This is a genomic window from Novosphingobium sp. BL-S-34 (assembly GCF_056857015.1).
Genome location: NZ_CM166472.1, coordinates 550544 through 573008, shown reverse-complemented (window position 1 = coordinate 573008; position 22465 = coordinate 550544). Strand labels below are relative to the sequence as shown.

General features: G+C 65.7%; 21 protein-coding genes. 9 read left to right on the top strand and 12 right to left on the bottom strand.

The annotated features are described in order from the left end of the window. The 4 genes from AC1VV3_RS02685 to AC1VV3_RS02670 all read right to left on the bottom strand — a co-directional run bounded on the left by AC1VV3_RS02685 (window position 1) and on the right by AC1VV3_RS02670 (window position 3591). Window positions 1-516, bottom strand: coding sequence for a DUF2141 domain-containing protein (locus AC1VV3_RS02685; RefSeq protein WP_431568574.1), 516 nt, complete (start codon window positions 514-516; stop codon window positions 1-3). Next, window positions 513-1439 carry a hypothetical protein gene (locus AC1VV3_RS02680; RefSeq protein ID WP_132262841.1) on the bottom strand — a complete coding sequence of 309 codons (927 nt, stop codon included), beginning with the start codon at window positions 1437-1439 and terminating at the stop codon, window positions 513-515. Before AC1VV3_RS02680 ends, AC1VV3_RS02685 begins: the two co-directional genes overlap by 4 nt. Window positions 1440-1464: 25 nt before the next feature. Continuing rightward, window positions 1465-2655: a glycosyltransferase gene (locus AC1VV3_RS02675; protein WP_431568575.1), complete on the bottom strand. Its 1191-nt coding sequence runs from the start codon at window positions 2653-2655 to the stop codon at window positions 1465-1467. Between the two features lie 168 nt (window positions 2656-2823). Next, a complete protein-coding gene (locus tag AC1VV3_RS02670; protein WP_431568576.1) occupies window positions 2824-3591 on the bottom strand; it encodes a DUF2334 domain-containing protein in 768 nt (255 codons plus the stop codon). Between the two features lie 253 nt (window positions 3592-3844). Between AC1VV3_RS02670 and AC1VV3_RS02665 the strand changes: the two genes are divergently transcribed. Then, window positions 3845-5641 carry a DEAD/DEAH box helicase gene (locus tag AC1VV3_RS02665; protein ID WP_134092922.1) on the top strand — a complete coding sequence of 599 codons (1797 nt, stop codon included), beginning with the start codon at window positions 3845-3847 and terminating at the stop codon, window positions 5639-5641. Window positions 5642-5765: 124 nt separating this feature from the next. On the opposite strand, the gene AC1VV3_RS02660 is transcribed toward AC1VV3_RS02665, so the two are convergent. Further along, the gene (locus AC1VV3_RS02660; RefSeq protein WP_431568577.1) at window positions 5766-6224 is read right to left on the bottom strand and encodes a GreA/GreB family elongation factor; all 459 of its coding nucleotides are present in this window, start codon (window positions 6222-6224) and stop codon (window positions 5766-5768) included. After that, window positions 6221-8092 (bottom strand): ATP-binding cassette domain-containing protein, encoded by a 1872-nt coding sequence (locus AC1VV3_RS02655; protein WP_314465325.1) that lies wholly within the window; start codon window positions 8090-8092, stop codon window positions 6221-6223. Before AC1VV3_RS02655 ends, AC1VV3_RS02660 begins: the two co-directional genes overlap by 4 nt. 253 nt (window positions 8093-8345) lie before the next feature. Between AC1VV3_RS02655 and AC1VV3_RS02650 the strand changes: the two genes are divergently transcribed. From AC1VV3_RS02650 to AC1VV3_RS02630, 5 genes are all read left to right on the top strand, one after another. Further along, window positions 8346-8672 (top strand): FtsB family cell division protein, encoded by a 327-nt coding sequence (locus tag AC1VV3_RS02650; protein ID WP_132262830.1) that lies wholly within the window; start codon window positions 8346-8348, stop codon window positions 8670-8672. Window positions 8673-8867: 195 nt separating this feature from the next. Further along, window positions 8868-9953 (top strand): pyruvate dehydrogenase (acetyl-transferring) E1 component subunit alpha, encoded by a 1086-nt coding sequence (pdhA, locus tag AC1VV3_RS02645; protein ID WP_431568578.1) that lies wholly within the window; start codon window positions 8868-8870, stop codon window positions 9951-9953. Then, window positions 9953-11329: a pyruvate dehydrogenase complex E1 component subunit beta gene (locus tag AC1VV3_RS02640; protein WP_132262826.1), complete on the top strand. Its 1377-nt coding sequence runs from the start codon at window positions 9953-9955 to the stop codon at window positions 11327-11329. The genes pdhA and AC1VV3_RS02640 overlap by 1 nt, the downstream gene beginning before the upstream one ends. Window positions 11330-11485: 156 nt before the next feature. After that, window positions 11486-12178 carry a hypothetical protein gene (locus AC1VV3_RS02635; RefSeq protein ID WP_132262824.1) on the top strand — a complete coding sequence of 231 codons (693 nt, stop codon included), beginning with the start codon at window positions 11486-11488 and terminating at the stop codon, window positions 12176-12178. 96 nt (window positions 12179-12274) lie between these two features. Next, window positions 12275-12751 carry an EF-hand domain-containing protein gene (locus tag AC1VV3_RS02630; protein WP_314465320.1) on the top strand — a complete coding sequence of 159 codons (477 nt, stop codon included), beginning with the start codon at window positions 12275-12277 and terminating at the stop codon, window positions 12749-12751. A 45-nt stretch (window positions 12752-12796) separates the two neighbouring features. Here the strand turns inward: AC1VV3_RS02630 and trmFO are convergent, their stop codons facing one another. The 3 genes from trmFO to gyrA all read right to left on the bottom strand — a co-directional run bounded on the left by trmFO (window position 12797) and on the right by gyrA (window position 17401). Then, window positions 12797-14143, bottom strand: a complete 1347-nt coding sequence (gene trmFO, locus AC1VV3_RS02625; RefSeq protein ID WP_431568579.1) for a methylenetetrahydrofolate--tRNA-(uracil(54)-C(5))-methyltransferase (FADH(2)-oxidizing) TrmFO — start codon at window positions 14141-14143, stop codon at window positions 12797-12799. A 109-nt stretch (window positions 14144-14252) separates the two neighbouring features. Then, window positions 14253-14597 (bottom strand): DUF952 domain-containing protein, encoded by a 345-nt coding sequence (locus AC1VV3_RS02620; protein WP_431568580.1) that lies wholly within the window; start codon window positions 14595-14597, stop codon window positions 14253-14255. Next, the gene (gene gyrA, locus AC1VV3_RS02615; protein WP_431568581.1) at window positions 14594-17401 is read right to left on the bottom strand and encodes a DNA gyrase subunit A; all 2808 of its coding nucleotides are present in this window, start codon (window positions 17399-17401) and stop codon (window positions 14594-14596) included. The genes AC1VV3_RS02620 and gyrA overlap by 4 nt, the downstream gene beginning before the upstream one ends. Before the next feature lie 330 nt (window positions 17402-17731). Between gyrA and AC1VV3_RS02610 the strand changes: the two genes are divergently transcribed. Further along, on the top strand, window positions 17732-19087 hold the full coding sequence (locus AC1VV3_RS02610; protein ID WP_431568582.1) for a hypothetical protein: 1356 nt from the start codon (window positions 17732-17734) through the stop codon (window positions 19085-19087). 80 nt (window positions 19088-19167) lie between these two features. On the opposite strand, the gene AC1VV3_RS02605 is transcribed toward AC1VV3_RS02610, so the two are convergent. Continuing rightward, a complete protein-coding gene (locus tag AC1VV3_RS02605; protein ID WP_132262812.1) occupies window positions 19168-19836 on the bottom strand; it encodes a carbonic anhydrase in 669 nt (222 codons plus the stop codon). Between the two features lie 84 nt (window positions 19837-19920). Here AC1VV3_RS02605 and lipA point away from each other — a divergent pair, with 84 nt between their 5' ends. Both lipA and AC1VV3_RS02595 read left to right on the top strand, forming a co-directional pair. Continuing rightward, the gene (lipA, locus tag AC1VV3_RS02600; RefSeq protein ID WP_132262810.1) at window positions 19921-20874 is read left to right on the top strand and encodes a lipoyl synthase; all 954 of its coding nucleotides are present in this window, start codon (window positions 19921-19923) and stop codon (window positions 20872-20874) included. 16 nt (window positions 20875-20890) lie between these two features. Beyond that, complete coding sequence (locus tag AC1VV3_RS02595) at window positions 20891-21331, top strand: type II toxin-antitoxin system RatA family toxin (RefSeq protein ID WP_132262808.1); 441 nt, start codon at window positions 20891-20893, stop codon at window positions 21329-21331. Between the two features lie 45 nt (window positions 21332-21376). Here AC1VV3_RS02595 and AC1VV3_RS02590 read toward each other — a convergent pair whose 3' ends face one another. Beyond that, a complete protein-coding gene (locus AC1VV3_RS02590; protein WP_132262806.1) occupies window positions 21377-21904 on the bottom strand; it encodes a CinA family protein in 528 nt (175 codons plus the stop codon). A gap of 1 nt (window position 21905) precedes the next feature. After that, window positions 21906-22460, bottom strand: coding sequence for a hypothetical protein (locus AC1VV3_RS02585; protein ID WP_165921326.1), 555 nt, complete (start codon window positions 22458-22460; stop codon window positions 21906-21908). Window positions 22461-22465 lie beyond the last annotated feature (5 nt).

Genomic DNA, 22465 nt, shown 5'->3' with positions numbered 1-22465 from the left:
TCAGGTTCCTTGCCTGAGCGGGGCGACTCCCAGCCCGCTGCGATAATTGAGGACGATGCGGAGCGCGGTGAGCCCGCTTCCCGCCGTGGCGCTCGCCTTGCGGACGCTTGGTTTGCCCCAGCCCAGCTTCGGATTTCCGGCGAAACCGATGCCGTCGATCTTCCAGTTGAACTTGCGGTCGTTGTCGCGGTCGTGAAGCAGGCTGACGGCATAAGTGCCGGGGCCGGGCAGGCGGATGCAGAGGCTCGGCGTGCCGCTGACAGGCAGGGGTACCTCCACCCGGCGGAAGACCTTGCCCGTGCTTACCAGCAGGTTGTCGTCGGCCAGGAAGTCCTTCTCGTTCGCGGGATAGACCTCCAGCTTCAGCTTGCCCGTGCGATCCTTGAGGCCCACCGGCTCGACGACGAAGGCCGGCCCGCTCTCGTTCGCGCGGCAGAGACCTTCGGCCTTGCCGAGGTCCGGCGTGGAAGGAACCAGCGCGGCAGCGAGGAGAGGGGTGATCGCCAGCGGGCTCATGCCGGCTGTTCCGGCGCTGTCAGGTCCTTGATCGCCAGCATGCCGCCCAGCAGCAGGTGCGCGGCCAGGATCAGTCCGGCCATCAGCGTCATCAGCGCGCCGATGTCCTGCTCGCGGCCGAGAGCGAGGACGGCGACCCCCGCGAAAAGCAGGTCCTTGTTCGGGATCAGCGGCAGGCGCGATACCAGCAGGCGCAGCGTTGCCAGGAACAGCCACCAGGACAGTTGCACCTCGGGCAGGACGAGATGCCAGAGCATGGCGTTGAACAGGGTGGTCAGGGCGATGCGGCCGAGGTGGATCTGGGTGATCATGGCCAGTTCGGCGCGGGGCAGGGTGAACACTCGCCGGCGGAAGACCATGGCGATGGCGGAGACCACCACCAGCACGCCGAGCGAGAGGGTAACCATACTGGCGTCGAGACCGAGGCGGGTGGTGCCCACGATCGGCACCATCACGGCCAGCAAGGCGATCGTCACGCCGTTTCCGGCCATGGCCGAGAGAATCGCCACGTCCTTCACCGCGCCGAAGGGCGCCGCGTCCAGCGATACCCGCCGCCGTGCCCAGGTGTAGAAATAGGCTTCGCCGAGATAGCCCAGCAGCAGCTCGTTGTAGACCTTCTTGCGCAGCAGCGCGAGCATCCCGGCGCCGGGAATGCCCCAGAGCCGGCGGAAGATCAGCCACTCGCTGGCAGGCGTCACGAGGTAGCTCGCCGCGAAGACGGCCCAGAACACCGGGCTTTCGGGCACCATGGCCAGGAGGCGGCGCATGTCGAGCCCGCCCATCTCGTGGAATACCGCCGCGATCACGGCAAGGGACAGGGCGATCGAGAACAGGGCATTGCGCCCGAGGCGCGGGTTGCGATCCTGCGGGGTGAGCTGGATGGCGGGCGTATCGGGCGCCAGGACGGCTGCGGTTTCTGTCACGAAGTTCTCCGCGAAGGGTTCTGGGTCAAAGCGACCGCTGCCAGGGTGAGTGCGTCGCCCAGGCACTCAGCCCCAGCCGGTGTCGCCGCTGGTTTTCGCGTTCGCGGCGCACTTGCGCCATCATGTCGAGATAGCGGCGCGCCGCCTCCTCGACTTCGTATCGCGCGGCGATGTCGCGTGCCCGCTGGGGGTCTCCTGCAAAGTCGCGGATGCGGGCGAGGCCATCGGCAAAGGCTTGTTCGTCGCCGCGCGGCACCAGCAAGCCGGTGCGGCCGCCTTCGACCAGGCAATCCATGCTGACGCAGCAGTCGGTCGACAGCACCGGCAGTCCGGCGGCAAGCGCCTCGACGATGACGCCGGGAAGCCCTTCGTAATCGGAACTGAGAACGAAGGCGTCGGCCTCGGCCATCAGCGGGTCGATGCTGGCAAGGTGACCGGCCAGGCGCACCCGGTCGGCAATGCCCAGTTCCGCGGCGAGCCGCTCGATGGCGCCGCGCTCGGGGCCTTCACCGGCGATCGTCAGGCTGTCCGAAGGCCGCGCGGCATGGGCGAAGGCGCGCAGCAGCATGGCGTGGTTCTTCTGCGGCACGAGGCGGCCAGCCGTCAGGTAGCGCGTGCCCCAGACCGAACCGGGACGCCTTTCGCTGCGCGCCAGCGCACGCAGGCGGGCGCGGGTCAGGATGGGATTGGCGATGACATCGACCCGCGCGGCCTCGGCGCCCGTCGTCTCGCGAATTTCCCGCGCCATCGGTTCCGACAGTCCGACCAGGCGATCGAACAGGCGGCCCTGGGCGCGCAGCCAGATCCCGTAGCCTCGCCGCACGAAAGCGGGCATGTCGGGACGATGCAGCGCATTGCTGACCTTGAGCGTCATGGGCGGCGCGTGATCGCCCAGCAGCAGCTTCATCGCCGCGCCGACCACGGCATATGTATTGCCCGGTAGGAAGACGACGTCTGCGCGGTGCGCGATCAGGTAGCTGTAAAGGCAGTGGACCATCCAGGGCGTTTCCCAGGAGGCCGTGGGAACCCGCGAGGGGATCTGCCAGTAATCGAGGGCCGGTGCGCTTGCGAGGTGGCTACAGCCGGAGCGTCCGAGGACGATCGTCACCGCGTGCCCGGCCTGCTGCCACTGCGCTGCGAGCCCCAGGGCCACGCGCTCGACTCCACCGGGATCGAGGCTGTGGATGGGCACGACAATCCTGAGCGCGTCCTTCATGCGAATCCCTAAGCGACCTTGATGCCTGGCGTGTGTGCCTTTGGGCAGCAACCGGCGGTGACCCCGCCGAACTTATCCTTGCGGGGAGGCTCCTATGGGGACCAGATGTCGGGTTTGTGACGCGGGGAAGCATGGTCATGGGCGAGACGTGAAACTGCTTTGAAAGCGTCACTGCGGTGCCATGAATCTGCCTAAATCCCGGTACCTTGAGGGAGTATGCGTAGCCGTGAAGCGCCGCAGCGTGGCGTCGATGCTGGCCAGGAGTGCGGGCTTGGTGACGTCTCCGGGATGGGCGGCGATCCGCACGGTTCGCGTCAGCGGCAAGGCGGTCCGCGCGAGGGCGGCAAAGGCCAGGGACGAGGCCGTGCGTGCCGCCGATCGGCTGGCCCAGGTTACCACGGGACCGCGCGCCAGCACGTTGCCGTCGCCCGCGGCCCAGACCCGCCAGTGATCCTCGACGATGGGCAGGCCTGCCTGGCGCAGCGCGGCCCGGGCGCCCTCGCCATAGAGCCAGGCCGGGGCGATGAAGCCCGCCGTCGGGCGGCCGATCACGTCCTCGATCAGCGCCTTGCCATCGAGCATGCGGGAGAGGGCCGTGGCTTCGTCGAGGCCGAGGAATTCGCCTTCCCCGGCGGTCATGTGGCGGGCCTTGAACTGCGCGGCGCCGCGATGGCGCGCCTCGTCCTTGTGATACCAGCCGTGGACGAACATCTCGATCCCGGCTTCCGCCCAGCCGCGCAGCCTGCGTTGAAAGGCCCGGTCTTCCGACAGCGGGTGGCGGCCCCAATGGTTGGGCACCACCAGCATCGCGAAGCTGGGTCCGCCCAGGCGGCGCTGGAACAAGTCGGCAAGCTGGAGGACGGCCCGTTCCGATGCCGGCCCGACATCATGAATCGAAGCCAGGAGGCGCTTCTGGCGGGTATTTTCGGTCATCATCGGCTCCGTTCACCCCGCGCGGCGCCTAGACCCGCTCCGTGAAAATCCCGTGACGCTCGGGGGTTTTCCGGGGGGCTGCGATCGATTATTCTGCGCTAGCGCAAGGCCATTGTTGCCTTTTGTGAAATTGGTGCGCGCCAAACCCGACTTTTTTGTCTATGGAGCGCCTCAACCAGGGCCCGTTGGGTCGCACACTCCACACCAGGCTCACTCATACAGACCGCGCCGGCGGCACAGGACAGATTCAAAACGCATGACATTTTCCCAGCTCCCCCAGCCTCTTGCCGACGCGCTTACCGCGCATGGCTACGAGAACCTGACCCCGGTCCAGGCCGCCGTCGCCGAAGCCGAGGCGCGTGGGCGCGACCTGGTGGTGTCGGCGCAGACCGGCTCGGGCAAGACCGTCGCCTTCGGCATCGCCATGAGCGACGAACTGCTGGCGGACGGCTCGATTCCTTATGCGGAGGCCCCGCTGGCGCTCGCCATCGCGCCGACGCGCGAACTGGCCCAGCAGGTCAGCCGCGAGCTTGAGTGGCTCTATGCCTCGACCGGCGCCCGCATCGTTACGTGCGTCGGCGGCATGGACCCCGTGCGCGAACGCAAGCAGCTCGAACGCGGCGCCACCATCGTCGTCGGCACCCCGGGCCGTCTGCGCGATCACCTGGAACGCGGCAAGCTCGACCTCTCGGCTCTGCGCGTCGTCGTGCTCGACGAAGCGGACGAAATGCTCGACATGGGCTTCCGCGAAGACCTCGAGGAACTGCTCGACGCCGCGCCGGCCAGCCGCCGCACGCTGCTGTTCTCGGCCACCATGCCGCGTCCGATCGAAGCCCTGGCCCGCCGTTACCAGACCGACGCGCTGCGCATCTCCACCGTGACGGAGAACCGCGGCCATGGCGACATCGCCTATCAGGCCGTCACCGTTGCCCCGGCCGACGTCGAGAACGTGGTGGTCAACCTGCTGCGTCTTCACGATGCCGAAACCGCGATCCTGTTCTGCGCCACGCGCGACAACGTGAAGCACCTGCACTCGACCCTGACCGAGCGCGGCTTCTCGGCCGTGGCGCTTTCGGGCGAGCACTCGCAGAACGAGCGCAACAATGCGCTTCAGGCCCTGCGCGACAAGCGTGCCCGCGTCTGCGTCGCGACTGACGTTGCCGCGCGTGGTATCGATCTGCCCTCGCTGACGCTGGTGATCCACGTCGAGATTCCGCGCGACGCCGAAACGCTGCAGCACCGTTCGGGCCGTACCGGCCGTGCGGGCAAGAAGGGCACCGCAGTCATCGTCGTGCCGTTCCCGCGCCGCCGCCGCGTTGAAGGCATGCTGCGCGGTGCGCGCATCGAGGCGGAGTGGATTGCCGCGCCGACCCCCGAAGTCATCCGCGCTTCCGATCGCGGCCGTCTGATGGAAAAGCTGCTCGCCCCGGTCGAGGCTGACGAGGAAGATCGCGAGATCGCCCGCGAAGTCCTGGAGAAGGTGAGCGCCGAGGATCTGGCCGCCGCACTGGTTCGCGCGCACCGCGCCGCCATGCCGCAGCCCGAGGAACTCATCGGCAACAGCCCCGAAGCGCGCGAGGCGCGTCAGCGTCCGGGCTTCGACGACGTGGTGTGGTTCACCATGGACGTGGGCCGTCAGCAGAATGCCGATCCGCGCTGGATCCTGCCGCTGCTCTGCCGCCGTGGTCACGTTACCCGCAATGCCGTCGGCCAGATCCGCATCGGCGCGGACCAGACGCACTTCCAAATCCCGAAGGCGATGGCGGACCAGTTCATCCGTTCGGTCGAACGCACCTCGCATGACGAGAGCGGCGACGTGGAGAACACCATTCGCATCGAAGTGGCCACGGACACGCCGCGCGACGTCGCGCGCGACCGTCGCCGCGAAGGTCCGCAGGGACGCGCTCGCAAGCCCTATGCGCGTGACGAAGGACGCGGCGGTTTCGATGGTCCCCGGCACAAGCCCCGTCCGACCGGCGGCCCGCGCAACGATCGCGGTGGCCCGGGCGGCGGCGGCAAGCCGTTCCACAAGAAGCCGAAGAAGTCCTACTGAGGACGCCTTCAGCCTGCTGAACAACGAACACGGGGCCCGCAAAGGCCCCGTGTTTCGTTTCAGGTTCCGTGGTTCGTGCCGGCGCTGTCCTGCCGGTCCCGCGCCGCCGGGCGCGATAAGCGGGTCAGGCCATGAGTTCGAGAATCTCGATCGCTTCTTCCCGCCCGTTGAAGTCGACGAATTCTCCCGCCTCGGCACCCAGCAGGGCGCGGGCGAGCGGCGCCGTGAAAGCGAGGTCGCCCTTGGCGGGCTCGGCTTCGTCATGCCCGACGATGCGGACCTCGCGCGGCTTGCCGTTCAGCGCGAAGCGCACGCGATGGCCGAACATCGCCCTTTCTCCGCTGGGCGCAGGCTGGACTGCCGCTGTCGACAGCCGCTTCTTCCAATAGCGCAGATCGCGTTTCGCGGTGTTGAGGGCGGTTTCCTCCGCCAGCGTCGGGATCTGCGCCTCGAGCCCGGCGATCCGGGCATGGATCAGGTCCATGCCCTCACGCGTCACGAGATTGGGGCCGGGCGGGATCGGCACCTCGAACTTGGGCTCCAGGTGCTCCTCGTCGCCGTCGCGCCGGAAAGCGACGCTCACGCGTTGCCGCCCATGTATTCGTCCATGGCCTCGCTGGCTTCGAACCATCCGGCCTCCGCCACTTCCAGATCCTCTGCCGCCTGGGTGCGGCGCTTGCCGAGTTCGCCGATGTTGAACTTGGCCAGGTCGCCCTTGATCGAGGACGGATCGGCCAGGGCGGAGTCGAGCGCTTCAAGCTGCTGCTGGATGCGCTTCATGCGGGTTTCGGTCTCGGAGACCTTCTTGCGCAGCGCCTTCAGTTCCTCGCGGGCGATGGCCCCCGATTTGCGGGCGGGCTTGCCGTCGCCGCCATTCGACTTGGGCTGGTTACGGCCCAGCACGAAGTCGATGTAGTCCTCCATCGACCCGTCGTAGTTCTCCGCCGTGCCCTGGTCGACCAGCACCAGCCGGTCCGCCGCGAGTTCGACCATGTGACGGTCGTGGCTGACCAGGATGACCGCGCCTTCGAAGGCGTTCAGCGCCTGGACCAGCGCCTCGCGCGCGTCGACGTCGAGGTGGTTCGTCGGTTCGTCGAGGATGAGCATATGCGGCGCCTCGCGGGTGACCAGCGCCAGCGCGAGGCGGGCACGCTCGCCGCCCGACAGCGTGGCGATCTCGGCCGTCGCGCGGTTGCCCGAGAAGCCGAACCGGCCAAGCTGGCCGCGCACCGCTACCGGCGGCTTGTCCACCATGGCGCGGGTCATCAGTTCGAGCGGTGTCGAGCCGGAGGGCAGCTCTTCCACCTGATACTGCGTGAAATAGCCGATGCGGATCTTGGGCGAGAAACTGAGCGAGCCTTCCATCGGCTCCAGCTGACGGGCGAGCAGGCGCGCCAGCGTGGTCTTGCCGTTGCCGTTGCGGCCGAGCAGGGCGATGCGGTCCTCGGGATCGATGCGTAAGTTCAGGCGGCGCAAGATCGGCTTGTCCGCCTCGTAGCCTACGGATGCGAGATCGAGCGTCACCAGCGGCGGGCGCAGTTCGTCCGGGCTGGGGAAGTCGAAGCTGAGCGACGAATCCTCGGCCATGGCCGCGATCGGCTGCATGCGCGCCAGCATCTTGGCGCGGGACTGCGCCTGCTTCGCCGTGGAGGCGCGAGCGGAATTGCGCGCGACGTAATCGGCCAGCTTCTTGCGCTGGGCGTCCTGGTTGGCGCGGGCGGCGGCGGCCTGTGCGGCCCGCTCGGCGCGAATGCGCTCGAAGCTGTCGTACGTGCCCGGATAGAGCGTCAGCTTGCCCTGCTGCAGGTGCAGGATGTGATCGACCACGTTGTTGAGCAGGTCGCGCTCGTGGCTGATGACGATCAGGGTGCGCGGATAAGTCTGGAGGAAGTTCTCCAGCCAGAGCGTGGCTTCGAGGTCGAGGTGGTTGGACGGTTCGTCGAGCAGCAGCACGTCGGGCTGCGAGAACAGCAGCCCGGCAAGGGCGACGCGCATCTTCCAGCCGCCCGAGAAGCTGTCGAGCGGGCGGCCCTGCATTTCCTCGTCGAAGCCGAGGCCGACCAGGATGCGCGCGGCGCGGGCTTCCGCGGTATAGGCGTCGATCGCGATCAGGCGGTCGTGGAGGTCGCCAAGGCGGTTCGGGTCGGCGCAGGTTTCGGCTTCGGCCAGCAGGTCGGTACGCTCGACATCGGCGTCGAGCACGGCCTGAAGCGCGGTCCGGTTACCGGCAGGGGCTTCCTGGGCGATGTAGCCGAGGCGTGCCCGGCGCGGCATCTCCACGGCGCCGCCATCGGGCTCCAGTTCGCCGATGATGGCCTTTACCAGCGTGGACTTGCCCGCGCCGTTGCGGCCGATGAGGCCCACCTTGCCATCCTTGGGGATGGTGGCAGCGGCCTGGTCGAGGATGGTGCGCCCGCCAAGGCGGACGGTAATGTCGCGGATCGTCAGCATGGGGCAGCGCCTAGAGGATTTTGAGCGCGGTTGGAAACATCTTCCGGACTCGCGCTATTAGCTCGCGTTCGAAGCGCGTTTTCGAGGGGGCTGTGTTCACCCGTGAACGCGCCGAAAGCCTGTCCCAGAGTTATCAACACCAATATGCCCAGTATTGCGACAGCCGGCGATGAAGCGGCCTGTTCGAAAACCGGGCGAATCGGTTATCAATTTAACTTGCAACGCGGAATCACTTATGATTCTATCGCTTTTCATGAGGTCCAGCTCTCCCATCATGCGTCAGGACGCCAGCCTTGCCAAGGAACGCCTGGTCCAGGGCATTGCGCTTGCGCTGCTCCTGCTGATGGGGGCTTTCGTGATCGCGGGTCCCAGCGGCCTGATCGCCTGGACAGAGAATCAGCATCTGCTGGAAGAGCGCAACGCCAAGCTGGCCGATTTGCGCCTCACGCGCGATCACCTCAAGAACCGTGTGGGACTGCTCGACCAGAACCATGTCGACCCCGATCTTGCCGGTGAGTTGCTGCGCAGCAATCTGAACGTTGCCCGGCCCGACGAAATGGTCATGCTCATCAACAAGTGATTCCGTTCCGCGCCGGGCCAAGACCCGGTTCGCGGTGATGGAAAGCGGACGGAACCGTCCAATTGTGGCCGTTCTGTTGCGGATGGCCATAATTTTTGTGCCACTTACGGCAAATTTCCTTCATCGCGCTTTCGATTTCCGCAGGGGGTCCTATAAGCGGCCCGAAATCAATCGCACCAACGATGGGGAGCCCCGTTGCCCAAAGCCAAGACTGACGCCGGGTCCGGCGCCGAGCCAGCCGTAGTATCGGCACAGGACGAAGACTTCGCGCTGCACAGCCTCCAGGAGGCACTCGCGGCCGATCGGCGCTACACGCCGAACAAAGAAGAGCTTCTCAACCTCTACGAGCAGATGGTACTCATCCGCCGCTTCGAGGAACGCGCAGGCCAGCTTTACGGCCTGGGCCTCATCGGCGGTTTCTGTCACCTTTATATCGGCCAGGAAGCCGTAGCCGTGGGCCTTCAGTCCGCGCTCGATTCCAACCGCGACTCGGTCATCACCGGCTATCGCGATCATGGCCACATGCTTGCCTACGGTATCGACCCGAAGGTGATCATGGCCGAACTGACCGGCCGTGCTGCGGGCATTTCCCGCGGCAAGGGCGGCTCGATGCACATGTTCAGCGTGGAGCATAAGTTCTACGGCGGACACGGCATCGTCGGCGCCCAGGTCTCGCTGGGTGCAGGTCTCGCCTTCGCGCACAAGTACCGCGAAGACGGCGGCGTCGCGATGGCCTACTTCGGCGACGGCGCGGCCAACCAGGGCCAGGTCTACGAGAGCTTCAACATGGCGGCTCTCTGGAAACTGCCGATCATCTTCGTGATCGAGAACAACGGCTATGCCATGGGCACCGCCGTGAAGCGCGGCTCGGCCGAGACGCATTTCCACCGCCGCGGCACCGCGTTCCGGATTCCGGGCATGCAGGTGGACGGCATGGACGTTCTCGAAGTTCGCAAGGCTGCGGAAGTGGCGCTCGAATACGTGCGTGCCGGCAATGGTCCGGTGCTCATGGAGCTGAACACCTACCGCTATCGCGGCCACTCGATGTCCGACCCTGCCAAGTATCGTAGCCGCGAGGAAGTGCAGGACGTGCGCGAGAAGCGCGATCCGATCGAGCATGTGAAGCAGGATCTCACCGCGCTTGGCGTGGACGAAGCCGCGCTCAAGGAAATCGACAAGCGCGTCCGCGCGCAAGTCGCCGAGTCGGCGGACTTCGCGGAGAATTCTCCCGAGCCCGAACTCTCTGAACTCTATACTGACGTCCTGGTGGAGCGCTACTGATGGCGATCGAACTGAAGATGCCGGCGCTCTCTCCGACGATGGAAGAGGGCAAGCTTGCCCGCTGGCTGGTGAAGGAAGGCGACGAAGTCAAATCGGGTGACATCCTCGCCGAAATCGAGACCGACAAGGCGACGATGGAATTCGAAGCCGTCGACGAAGGTACCGTTGGCAAGATCCTCGTGGCCGAAGGCACCGAGGGCGTGAAGGTCGGCACGGTCATCGCCGTGCTGGCCGGTGAAGGCGAAGACGCATCGAGCGTCCAGGCTTCGGCTCCGCAAGCAGAAGCGGCTCCCGCCGCCGAAGCCGCTCCGGCTGCCGAATCCGGCGCGGCCAAGGCCGAGGCGCCGGCCCGTGCACCGGCCAAGCGGGATCCCGAGATCCCCCACGGCACCAACATGAAGACCTCGACCGTTCGCGAAGCGCTCCGCGACGCGATGGCTGAGGAAATGCGCCGCGATCCGCGCGTCTTCGTGATGGGCGAGGAAGTGGCCGAATACCAGGGCGCCTACAAGGTGACCCAGGGCCTGCTCGAGGAATTCGGTCCGCAGCGCGTGATCGACACCCCGATCACCGAATATGGTTTCGCCGGCATCGGTACGGGCGCCGCCATGGGCGGCCTGCGTCCGGTCATCGAGTTCATGACGTTCAACTTCGCCATGCAGGCGATCGACCACATCATCAACTCGGCCGCCAAGACCAACTACATGTCCGGTGGCCAGATGCGCTGCCCGATCGTGTTCCGTGGCCCGAACGGCGCCGCGGCCCGCGTCGGCGCGCAGCACTCGCAGAACTACGGTCCGTGGTACGCCAACGTGCCGGGTCTCGTCGTGATCGCGCCTTATGACGCCTACGACGCCAAGGGTCTGCTCAAGGCAGCGATCCGCAGCGACGATCCGGTGGTGTTCCTCGAAAACGAGCTGATCTACGGCCGCACTTTCGAGCTTCCCGAGCTTGACGAGCATGTCCTGCCGATCGGCAAGGCCCGCATCATGCGCGAAGGCAAGGACGTGACGATCGTGTCCTACTCGATCGGCGTCGGGCTCGCGCTCGAAGCTGCCGAGCAGCTGGCCGGCGAAGGCATCGATGCGGAAGTCATCGACTTGCGCACGCTGCGTCCGCTGGACAAGGAAACCGTGCTGGAAAGTCTCGCCAAGACGAACCGTATCGTCGTGGCCGAAGAAGGCTTCCCGGTCTGCTCGATCGCTTCGGAAATCTCCGCGATCTGCATGGAAGAAGGCTTCGATGACCTGGACGCCCCGGTGGTCCGCGTCTGCAACGAAGACGTTCCGCTGCCTTATGCGGCCAACCTCGAGAAGGCGGCGTTGATCGACACGCCGCGTATCGTCGAGGCGGTCCGCAAGGTCTGCTACCGCTGACAAAGATGAGGCGGCGGAGGAAACTCCGCCGCCTTTTTCCTGGATCGGTTCCTGGGCGAACCTCTTTACAAGAAATGCGCGCAGCACGCGCGCAGGCATGCAGGCTCTGCACGAAGCGGGACTTGCACCTGCCGACTGGCCGACTAGAGAGGCTCCGTGCCTGACAATTCCGCCTCACCGGCTTCCGCCAGCCAGGGTCCCGAAGACCTTCTTCTCCCCACCATCACGCAAAGCGCCCGGCTTGCGCTGTCCTACGCGACGGCGTCCTCGCGCTTGCCGACACTCGCGCTGTTCGCGCTCGACCAGCGACTGGCCGGCCTGCTGCGCCATTCGCGCGAGCCGATGCTGGCGCTCATTCGTCTGGCATGGTGGCGGGAGACCCTGGGTCGCGACGCTTCCGAGTGGCCGGAGGGCGAACCGCTGCTCAATGCCTTGAGGAGCTGGAACGGCGCGCACAAGCCGCTTGCAGCCCTTGTCGATGGCTGGGAGGCGCTGACCGGCCCGGCGCCCCTGCCGCCGGAATCGCTGCAAGCCATGGCCGAAGGGCGCGGCGCGGCGTTCGCGGCGCTGGCCGAAGCGCTCGGACGGCCCGAAGAGGCCGAGGCGGCCGGTCGGATCGGACGGCGCTGGGCGCTCGCCGATCTGGCATCGCACTTGCGCAATCCCGAAGAAAGCGTCGTGGCGCAGACCCTCGCGCGGGAAACCTCGCCCGGATCGCCGCGCCTGTCGCGCAGCCTGCGTCCGCTGCTGGTCCTGCAAGGACTGGCGCAGCATCGTCTGGCCACGGGCAGCGAGACATCGCCGGGCGCGGTCGTCAAGGCCATGCGTCTGGGCTTGTTGGGTTTCTAGGACCGCAGACCGGTCTGCTCAGGTGCCGGTGAAGATTATGTAATTTCGCGCGGCCCGGGTGCCGCGGCTAAGTGGCCGCCTCGCAAGGGGGCCGAGATGAACCGTTTTGTTCTGGGTGCTTTGGCGGCGCTGGTCATGGTGTCGGTGGGGCTGTTCTGGTGGCAGGGCCGTGCCGCCGTGGAAAGAGGCGCGCCATTGCCGCAGGCGCCTGTCAGTTCGATCGCTCCGCAGGAAATGCCGAGCGCGGACTTGTCCGAAATCGACGGGCCGGAATTGCCCGAGGCGACGGAGCAAACGCGCGAACAGCGCCGTTTCGGCCGTTACGACCGGAACCGCGACGGCAGGATCACCCGCAACGAGATGCTGTCGACACGGGTGGACGGGTTTCGCAAGCTCGACCAGGACGGCAACAACCTGCTGACGTTCGAGGAATGGGCCGTGGCGACGGTCACCAAGTTCGATGGCGCCGATGCGAATCAGGATCAGGCGCTGACACCGGAGGAATTCCGCAAGACGGCGCCGCCTCCGGCCAAGGCGAAGCCCGGGCCGAAGTGCAGCTGCAAGCCGAAATGACGCCGTAGAGAGGGATCTGCGACGAGTAGGCTGGACCCGCGAGGATCAGGCGGGGGCCAGCGCGTCCAGCCAGGGGGCGATTTCCAGCTTTGCGCGCTCGGTATAGGCTTCCTTGCGCTGCTTTTTCTTCACGTCGTGAAGCGGCGGGAACAGCCCGAAATTGACGTTCATCGGCTGATAGCTCTCCGCTTCGGCGTCGCCGGTGATGTGCGAGAGCAATGCACCCAGCGCGGTGGTGCGCGGCGGGGCCTGCCACTCGCGACCGGCGAGCTGCGTCGCCGTCATGAGGCCAGCCATCAGGCCAACGGCCGCACTTTCGACATAGCCCTCGCAACCGGTGATCTGCCCGGCAAAGCGGACATGCGGCGCGGTCTTGAGCCGAAGCTGGCGGTCAAGAAGGATCGGCGAATTGATGAAAGTGTTGCGGTGCAAGCCGCCCAGACGCGCGAACTCTGCGTTTTCGAGGCCGGGAATGGTGCGGAACAGGCGCACCTGCTCGGCGTGCTTGAGCTTGGTCTGGAAGCCGACCATGTTCCAGATCGTACCCAGCTTGTTGTCCTGGCGAAGCTGGACGACGGCATAGGGCCAGCGGCCGTTGGGGTACTCAGGCGTCGCCCAGTGCGGGTTGTCGAGACCGACCGGCTTCATCGGCCCGAAGCGCAGCGTCTCCACACCGCGTTCGGCCATGACCTCGATCGGCATGCAGCCGTCGAAATAGGGCGTGTCCGCTTCCCATTCCTTGAAAGCGGTCTTTTCGCCTTCGACCAGTCCCCGGTGGAAAGCCAGGTACTGGTCCTTGTCCATCGGGCAGTTGATGTAGTCCTTGGTCTCACCCTTGTCCCAGCGCGAGGCCATCCAGCACACGTCCATGTCGATGCTTTCGCGGTAGACGATGGGGGCGATGGCGTCGAAAAACGCGAGACTGTCGGCACCGGTCGCGCGGCCGATGCTGCCTGCGAGCGATTCGGCCGTCAACGGGCCGGTGGCGACGATGGTCGTGCCGGTATCGGGCAGGGTATCGACGCGCTCGCGGACGATCTCGACATTGGGCAGCGCCGCAAGACGCGCCTCCACTTCGGCCGAGAACAAGTCGCGGTCCACCGCGAGCGCGGTGCCGGCGGGAACTTGCGCCTTGGCCGCTGCCGACATGATCAGCGAATCGCAGCGGCGCATTTCGTGGTGCAGCAGGCCGACCGCGTTCTTTTCGTCGTCGTCCGAGCGGAAGGAGTTGGAGCAGACCAGTTCGGCAAGACCGTCGCCCTGGTGGGCCGGGCTGCGCTCGCCGGTGCCGCGCATTTCGGAAAGGCGCACGCGAAAACCGCGGCGCCCGAGCTGCCAGGCGGCTTCGCTTCCGGCGAGGCCGCCGCCGATGATGTGGACGTCTTGTGTCATGGCGCCAGCGCCTAGACCTTTGCGCGGCATCAGGGAAGGGCGCAAGGACAGGGTATGGCAATCAACCGGCGTGCCGGTGCAGCCCCGCTGGTTCAGCGGTGCCGAAAGCTCAGCCGCCCGGAAGGATCAGCTTGCCGGCGGCATCCCGTTCGGCGGGACCATGGGCGATCACGGCGGAAAGCGGCAGGTCGGCGTAGATGTGCGGGAACAGCGCGCCGCCGCGCGAAACTTCCCACTTCACCGCATCGCCCAAGACGGTGAGATCAACCGCGGCGATGCCGAGTCCGGACTGTCCGGCGAAGTGCTTGTCCAGCGTTTCTTGCGCCTGCTCGGCCGTGGACATGTGGATATAGCCGTCGGCAAGATCGATCGGGGCGCCGGTGAAGGTGCCGTCGGAGAGCAGCCGATCGAGCTGCTCTCCGGTCAGGATCTTGTAGGCGACCGTCTCCGTCACGCTTCCGTGTCCGGGGTGTCGGTATCGGGCAGGTCGCCTTCCGGCGATCCGGTTTCAGGCGCCTGGCCCGTGACGGGTGCATCACCCTCGATGGCCGCATCGACAGTGCTTTCGACGATGTCTTCCTCGGCCGGTTCGTCAAGGCGCACGGCGCTGACGACGTGCTCGTTGTTCGACACGTTGAACAGGCGCACGCCTGCCGAACCGCGGCCAATCACTCGCAGCGATTCGAGCGGCAGGCGGATCAGCTTGGCCTGGTCAGTGACGAGCATGAGCTGGTCGGCGCGGCTAGCCGGGAAGCTGGCGACGACCGGGCCGTTGCGCTCGATATTGTCGATATTGGTGATGCCCTGGCCGCCGCGGCCGGTGCGGCGATACTCGTAGGCCGAAGACATCTTGCCGTAACCGTTGGCGCAGACGGTCAGGATGAACTGCTCCTTTTCGACCAGATAGGCCAGGCGTTCGCCGTCGAGCGTGCTCTCACCGTCGCGCTCGCCCTTCCAGGGCGCGAAGCGGAGATAGGCCTCGCGCTCGTCCTGGTCCTGCACGCCGACGCGGTGCAGGATCGACAGCGAGATGACTTCGTCGCCTTCCTTCAGCGTCATGGCCTTGACGCCGGTGGAGGTGCGGCTCGCGAATTCGCGGACCAGATCGCCGGCGAAGCGGATGGCCTTGCCCTGGCGGCTCGCCAGCAGGACGTCGTCCGAATGGTTGAGCAGAGCCACGCCGATCAGGCGATCGTCGCTGTCGTCGTCGAACTTCATCGCGAACTTGCCGTTCGACGGGATGTTCGCGAAAGAGTCCATGGCGTTGCGGCGCACGTTGCCCTTGGCGGTCGCGAAGACCACCGAGAGCTTGCTCCACTCCTTCTCGTCCTCCGGCAGGGGGAGCACGGTCTGGATCGTCTCGTCCTTGTCCAGCGAGGGCAGGAGGTTGACGATGGGGCGGCCGCGCGTGGTCGGGCCGCCTTCCGGCAGCTTGTAGACCTTGAGGCGATAGACCTTGCCGGCGGTGGAGAAGAACAGCACCGGGTTGTGCGTGGACGTGACGAACATCGTGGTCACGACGTCCTCGTCCTTCGTCGCCATGCCGGCGCGGCCCTTGCCGCCGCGCGCCTGGGCGCGGAAGGTCGAGAGCGGGGTACGCTTGATGTAACCGTCCATGGTGACGGTCACGACCATTTCCTCGCGCTCGATCAGGTCCTCGTCCTCGATGCCGTCAGCGGCACCGGTGATCTGGGATACGCGCGGGGTGGCGTAAAGCTCGCGCACGGCGACCAGCTCTTCGCGCATGACGGCGTAGAGCTTGACCCGGTCGGCCAGGATCGAGAGATATTCCTCGATCGCGGCGGCCAGTTCCTTCAGTTCGTCGCCGATCTCGTCGCGGCCCAGCGCCGTCAGGCGGTGCAGGCGCAGATCGAGGATCGCTTTCACCTGAACCTCGGAGAGGCGATACGATCCGCCGTCCTGCTCGGCATTCGGCTCGATAGCCTCGACCAGACGGATATACGGCGCAATGTCCCCGATCGGCCATTCCTTGGCCATCAGGCGCGCGCGTGCCGTTGCCGGGTTCGGGGCGCTGCGGATCATGACCACGACTTCGTCGAGGTTGGACACCGCAACGACCAGGCCGAGCAAGATGTGCGCCCGGTCGCGCGCCTTGTTCAGTTCGAACTTGGTGCGGCGGGTGATGACTTCTTCGCGGAACTGGATGAAGGCCTGGAGGAAGCCGCGAAGGTTGAAGACTTCGGGGCGGCCGCCGTGGATCGCCAGCATGTTGGCGGCGAAGTTCGACTGGGCCGGGGTATTGCGCCAGATCTGGTTGAGCACGACCTCAGGCGTGGCATCGCGCTTCAAATCGACGACGACGCGCACGCCTTCGCGGTTGGATTCGTCGCGGATGTCCGAGATGCCCTCGATCCGCTTTTCCTTGGCGGCTTCGGCGATCTTCTCGACGAGGTTCGACTTGCCGACCTGGTAGGGGATCGAGGTGAGGACGATCGAACGGCGGTCGCCGCGGCCTTCCTCGATCTCGTGGCGGCAGCGCATGATGATCGAGCCGCGGCCCGTCAGATAGGCGTTGCGCGCGCCGCCCTGGCCAAGGATCAGCGGGCCGGTGGGGAAGTCGGGCGCCGGGATGATCTGGATCAGGTCCTCGACCGTGATCGCCGGATTTTCGATCATCGCCAGGCAGCCGTCGATCACTTCGCCCAGATTATGCGGCGGAATGTTCGTGGCCATGCCGACGGCGATACCGCCGGCGCCATTGACGAGGAGGTTCGGGAAGCGCGCCGGAAGCACGGTCGGCTCGCTTTCGGAGCCGTCATAGTTGTCGGCGAAATCGACGGTGTTCTTGTCGATGTCCGACAGAAGCTCGTTCGCCACTTTGTCCAGGCGCGCTTCGGTGTAACGCATGGCGGCCGGCGGATCGGGATCCATCGAGCCGAAGTTGCCCTGGCCGTCGATCAGCGGCAGGCGCATCGACCACGGCTGCGTCAGACGGGCCAGTGCATCGTAGATCGCGCTGTCGCCATGGGGGTGATACTTACCCATGACGTCGCCGACGATACGACTGGACTTGCGGTAGGGACGACCGGCAACGTAGCCCGCTTCCTGGCAGGCATAGAGAATACGGCGGTGAACCGGCTTCAGGCCGTCGCGCACGTCGGGCAGGGCGCGGCTCACGATCACGCTCATCGCGTAATCGAGATAGCTCGTCTTCATCTCATCGACGATGTCGATGCGGGTATATTCGCCTTCGGGACCGAGGTGTTCGGGGCCGTTGATGTCGGTGTCGTCGCTCACGCGCTGGATCGTTCGTTGCTGCGGGACAAAGGGTGATGGATCGCCCTAGGGCATGCGCTGGGCGAAAGCCACATGAACAGGAGGGGGCGTTCCATCCTCCGTGCTTTTTTCCACACTTATGGGCCGAAGGGAGTGGCGAGCCCGGACCGACGTCCGGCGGGAACCCCCGAGGCTGCGGCGAATTGCATTCAAACAGCGTTAAGTGGCGGCGTTCTAATTGCGCCTCTAGGTTGCCAAGCGGTCAATTCGCCGCCACACCGGCACCACCGATTTCAGGAGATTTCGCCGTCCGGCGTGTCTTCGATTTGTCTTGATGAGGAGTTGGCCTGAATGGCTCGCAAGTTCCTGATTTCCCGTATTGCCCTGGCCGTAGCCATGACCGGCGGAATGGCCATCGCGGCAGCACCGACAACGGTTGCCGCCAAGGAGAAGGAGAAGGCGCCCGCCAAGGCTACTTTCTCCAAGGAATATGCGGCGGTTGCCGCACCGGTCGACAAGGCGATCGCGGATTCCAAGGCGAATGCCGCGGTGACGGCCGCCTCGCAGAAGGCCCAGGCCGCCAAGACCGATGCTGAAAAGGCTGCGGCCCGCGCCGAAGTCGACGCCGCCATGGGCGGCGTTCTGGCCCAGCTCCAGACGGCCGAGGCACAGGCCACGCAGCCGTTCGACAAGCTGAAGCAGGGCGAAATGACCCGCAACGTCGGCGTTCTGATGAACGACCCGGCGATGCAGAACAAGGGCCTCGTCATGATGCTCGACAGCGGCCAGACCAGCCCTGAATCGCTGGGTCAGGTCCAGTATCTGGCCGGCGTCACCGCTTATCAGAGCGGTCAGTACGATGTGGCTGCACGTTATCTGCAGCAGTCGTTCGACGGCGGCTACCGCGATACGCAGAACATGATCCAGCCGCTGCTGGCGGACTCCTACAAGCGTTCGAACAACCCGCAGGCGGCGCTGGCGATGGTCCAGAAGGAGCTGGAAGCGGCCAAGGCGAACGGCACCAAGCCGAGCGAAACCTCGATCCGCAGCGCGCTTCAGGCCTCCTACGATGCCAAGCAGCTTGCACCGTCGACCGAATATGCGGCGATGCTGGCACAGTATTACCCGAGCCCGGCTTCGTGGAACATCGCGATTTCGATCGTGCGCCAGCTGGCCTCGCTCCAGAACGCCGAGAACCTCGATCTCATGCGCCTGATGAACGTCACCGGCGCGATGAAGGACAAGCGCGACTATCTGGAATATCTCCAGAATGTCGATCCGCGCGCCTTCCCGGGTGAAGCCGTCAAGATCATGGATCAGGGTCTGGCCAAGAGCCTGCTGACCCAGGCCGAAGTCGGCCAGGACCGCGCCAACAGCGCTGGCCGTGTCGCTGCGGACAAGGCCTCGCTGCCTGCCACCGAGCGTGACGCCATGAAGCCGGGCGCAACCGCAGCCCAAGTGACGGGCGCTGCCGACGTGTTCCTCAGCTATGACGAATACGCGAAGGCCGAGACGCTCTACAAGGCGGCCCTGGGCAAGTCCGGCGTCGATGCCAACAAGGCCAATCTGCGCCTTGGCATGGCGCAGGCCATGCAGGGCAAGGCGGCCGACGCGCAGGCTACCCTGGCCAAGGTCAGCGGCACGCGCGGCCCAGTGGCCAAGCTGTGGTCGGCCTACGCCGCTTCGAAGGGCACGCCGGCTTCGTAAGCCGCTGCCTCAGGCACAAAAAAGGAAAGGGCGGCGGGGAAACCCGTCGCCCTTTCCTTTTTGGCTTTGCGATTTCGCGTTTACGTGACCGGCGCGAAGTCTCCGCTCGCGTCGTCCATCATGTGCAGCTCTCCGTCCGAAATCGCGAAGAAAGCGCCGCGCAGCTTGAGTTCCCCGGCCTTCACCTTGTGGCGGACGCAAGGGAAGGTCATCAGGTTTTCGAGGCTGACCCGGACGGCCGCCTGCTCCATCTGACGCTCCGCGGGACGGCCGCTGGTGCCGAATTCGGCTGCGACCGGGCCGCGCGCCTCGTCCAGCATCGAGATCCAGTCGGCGATGAAGCCGCCCTGGCCGGGCTCGGTGCCGTGAAGTTCCTGAGTCAGCGCCGCCTTGCAGCCGCCGCACATGCCGTGGCCCATGACCACGATTTCCTTCACCTTCAGGACCTGTACCGCGAATTCCAGCGCGGCAGAAACGCCGTGGTGACCGGGCGTGGTCTCGAAGGGCGGAACGAGCGCGGCGACATTGCGGACGACGAAGATCTCGCCGGGATCGACGTCGAAGATCTGCGAGGGATCGACGCGGCTGTCCGAGCAGGCGACGATCATGACTTCGGGCTGTTGCCCTTCGCTCAGGCGTGCCCATCGCTCGCGATTGGGGCTCCACCCGCTACTGCGAAAGCGGTGGTACCCTTCTAGCAGGGTATCGAGGACGCGTTGTTGGTCGTTCGGGGCGCTGGAATCGGTCATGGGATGCCTCCATTGAAACGCACGCAATCCATAGAGCGGATATTCGCACTGGCAAGCTGGCAAGCTTGCGACTATCTGGACGGCATGAACGATCTTTCCTCCGTGCCAAGCCCTGAGCAGAAGCCCGAACGTCAACGCAAGCCCGACTGGATCCGCGTGAAAGCGCCGACCAGCAAGGGATATGGCGAGACGCGCCAGTTGATGCGGGATCTCAAGCTCAATACGGTCTGCGAGGAAGCGGCCTGCCCGAACATTGGCGAATGCTGGACCAAGAAGCACGCCACGGTGATGATTCTGGGCGACACCTGCACGCGCGCCTGTGCCTTCTGCAACGTGAAGACCGGCATGCCCGGCCGCGTCGATCCTTCCGAGCCCGAGCATGTCGCCGAACTGGCGCTGAAGACGGGCCTCGAACACATCGTCATCACCTCGGTTGACCGCGACGACCTGCCGGACGGCGGCGCGAACCAGTTCGTCAAGGTGATCCAGGCGCTGCGCGCTGCAACGCCTTCCACCACGATCGAGATCCTGACCCCGGACTTCCGCGGCAAGATGCGCCGCGCGATCGAGGCGATCGTCGCCGCCGGTCCCGACGTCTACAATCACAACCTCGAAACGGTGCCCCGGCTCTATCCGACGATCCGTCCCGGCGCGCGCTACTACGCTTCGCTGCGCCTGCTGGAGGAAGTGAAGGCCCACGATCCGAAGATCTTCACCAAGTCCGGCGTCATGCTCGGCCTGGGTGAGGAACGCCTGGAAGTGCACCAGGTCATGGACGACATGCGCTGCGCCGATATCGACTTCCTGACGATGGGCCAGTACCTGCGGCCGACGCCGAAGCATGCCGAAGTGAAGGAATTCGTCACGCCCAAGGCCTTCGACGCCTATGGCGCCATCGCCCGTGCGAAGGGCTTCCTGCAAGTGGCGTCCTCGCCGCTGACGCGATCGAGCTACCATGCCGGCAAGGACTTCGCCGAGATGCGTGCTACCCGCGAGGCGCAGCTTGCCAAGGCCGCGCTGGCAAAGACCCCGCGCTGAGCCGGAAGACGTAGCAGTGCCCGGAATTCACGAGACGCAGCGCCTTCCCTATAGCGCAGAGCAGATGTTCGACCTTGTGGCCGATGTCGGTCGCTATCAGGAGTTCCTTCCCTGGGTGGTCGCCACCCGGGTGAAGTCCGACGATGGCACGGAAATGGTCGCAGACATGCTCGTCGGCTTCAAGGCCCTGCGCGAGAAGTTCACCTCGCGCGTCGAGAAAGTCCATCCGCGCGAGATCAAGGTCCATTACGTCGACGGTCCGATGAAGGACCTTCACAACCACTGGATCTTCCATCCGGTGGATTCGCATAGCTGCGACATCGAATTCGACGTGCGCTTCAGCTTCCGCAACGCCCTGTTCGAAAAGCTGGCCGGCCAGTATTTCGACAAGGCCTTCCGCAAGATGGTGGCCGCCTTCGAAACCCGCGCGCACGAGCTATACGGCGAGCCGGTCTGACTTGAAAACGCCGTCCCGGATCCAGTCCGGGACGATGTGCCTGGCTCAGTCCGCGTAAGCCGGCAGCTCGGTACCCGGCAGCAGCAATTCCAGCGCGACTACCGCCGCGTGATGGCGGATTTCCGCGCGGTTGGCGCCTTCGATCAGCTTCTGCTCGGCATGAACTTCCTCTTCGCCGCGATGGGCGCGGGCGAAGACCACGGTGCCGACCGGCTTGAGTTCGCTGCCGCCATCCGGACCGGCAATGCCGCTGATCGCCACGGCCACATCGGCATGGCTATGCGTAATCGCGCCTTGCGCCATCGCCCATGCCGTCGCCGGCGATACGGCGCCGAGCGTATCGATGATGTCCGAGGGAACCCCCAGCATCTCCTGCTTCGATTCGTTCGAATATGTCACGAAGCCGCGATCGAGCACGGCCGAAGAGCCGGCCACTTCGGTCAGGGCGGCGCAAACGAGGCCGCCGGTGCAGCTCTCGGCCACGGACACCTTGCGTCCGATCGCCTTGTTTTCGGCAATGACGCGCTCCGCCAGGTCGTAAAGATCCTGCGGGAATAGGATGTTGCGAGACATGTCAGTCCTTGCAGAGAGTGAAGCCGCCGAGCTTCGCCTTCCCGGGCGCGACTTCATCGGCCTTGGAAGTGACTTCGATCAGCAGGGCGATCAGGCTGGCGGTATTCTCGGGCGGGAGAGGGGAAAGCAGGTCCAGCGCAAGGTCGACCTTGTCACAGGATTTCAGCGGAAGTTCCTGGGAAACAAGGCCTTCCACCGTGATGTCGACAAGCGGCCGCAGCGATTCGTCGGGCAGATTGCGCGCGAACTGGCCGACTTGCGCGTCCTTGCCTTCGCCCAGCTTGAGGAAGGCCGCCTTGGCTTCCGGCCAGTAGCGGGCCTTCTGCGCCGCGTAACGGGTGACGAGTTCGGCGCCGTGGCTGCGCAGGAAGGAATCGCTCGGAAGCACCTGGGCGCAACGCTTGCTGGTGCCGGAAATGACCTGGGGCAGGGCATAGCCGAACAGCGAGCGCGCCTCGGCCTTGGTCAGGCACGACTGCTGAGCGCTGGCCACACCGGGCGCGATCGCCAGCGCGGAGAGCAAGGCGAGCGTGCAGGTCTTGCGAAGAGTGGACATCGTCG

Excerpts from the sequence above, each read along its gene's own strand:
- AC1VV3_RS02685 (WP_431568574.1), bottom strand. The coding sequence starts at position 516 with ATGAGCCCGCTGGCGATCACCCCTCTCCTCGCTGCCGCGCTGGTTCCT.
- AC1VV3_RS02675 (WP_431568575.1), bottom strand. The coding sequence starts at position 2,655 with ATGAAGGACGCGCTCAGGATTGTCGTGCCCATCCACAGCCTCGATCCC.
- AC1VV3_RS02670 (WP_431568576.1), bottom strand. The coding sequence starts at position 3,591 with ATGATGACCGAAAATACCCGCCAGAAGCGCCTCCTGGCTTCGATTCAT.
- AC1VV3_RS02665 (WP_134092922.1), top strand. The coding sequence starts at position 3,845 with ATGACATTTTCCCAGCTCCCCCAGCCTCTTGCCGACGCGCTTACCGCG.
- AC1VV3_RS02655 (WP_314465325.1), bottom strand. The coding sequence starts at position 8,092 with ATGCTGACGATCCGCGACATTACCGTCCGCCTTGGCGGGCGCACCATC.
- AC1VV3_RS02650 (WP_132262830.1), top strand. The coding sequence starts at position 8,346 with ATGAGGTCCAGCTCTCCCATCATGCGTCAGGACGCCAGCCTTGCCAAG.
- AC1VV3_RS02640 (WP_132262826.1), top strand. The coding sequence starts at position 9,953 with ATGGCGATCGAACTGAAGATGCCGGCGCTCTCTCCGACGATGGAAGAG.
- AC1VV3_RS02630 (WP_314465320.1), top strand. The coding sequence starts at position 12,275 with ATGAACCGTTTTGTTCTGGGTGCTTTGGCGGCGCTGGTCATGGTGTCG.
- trmFO (WP_431568579.1), bottom strand. The coding sequence starts at position 14,143 with ATGACACAAGACGTCCACATCATCGGCGGCGGCCTCGCCGGAAGCGAA.
- AC1VV3_RS02610 (WP_431568582.1), top strand. The coding sequence starts at position 17,732 with ATGGCTCGCAAGTTCCTGATTTCCCGTATTGCCCTGGCCGTAGCCATG.
- AC1VV3_RS02605 (WP_132262812.1), bottom strand. The coding sequence starts at position 19,836 with ATGACCGATTCCAGCGCCCCGAACGACCAACAACGCGTCCTCGATACC.
- lipA (WP_132262810.1), top strand. The coding sequence starts at position 19,921 with ATGAACGATCTTTCCTCCGTGCCAAGCCCTGAGCAGAAGCCCGAACGT.
- AC1VV3_RS02590 (WP_132262806.1), bottom strand. The coding sequence starts at position 21,904 with ATGTCTCGCAACATCCTATTCCCGCAGGATCTTTACGACCTGGCGGAG.
- AC1VV3_RS02585 (WP_165921326.1), bottom strand. The coding sequence starts at position 22,460 with ATGTCCACTCTTCGCAAGACCTGCACGCTCGCCTTGCTCTCCGCGCTG.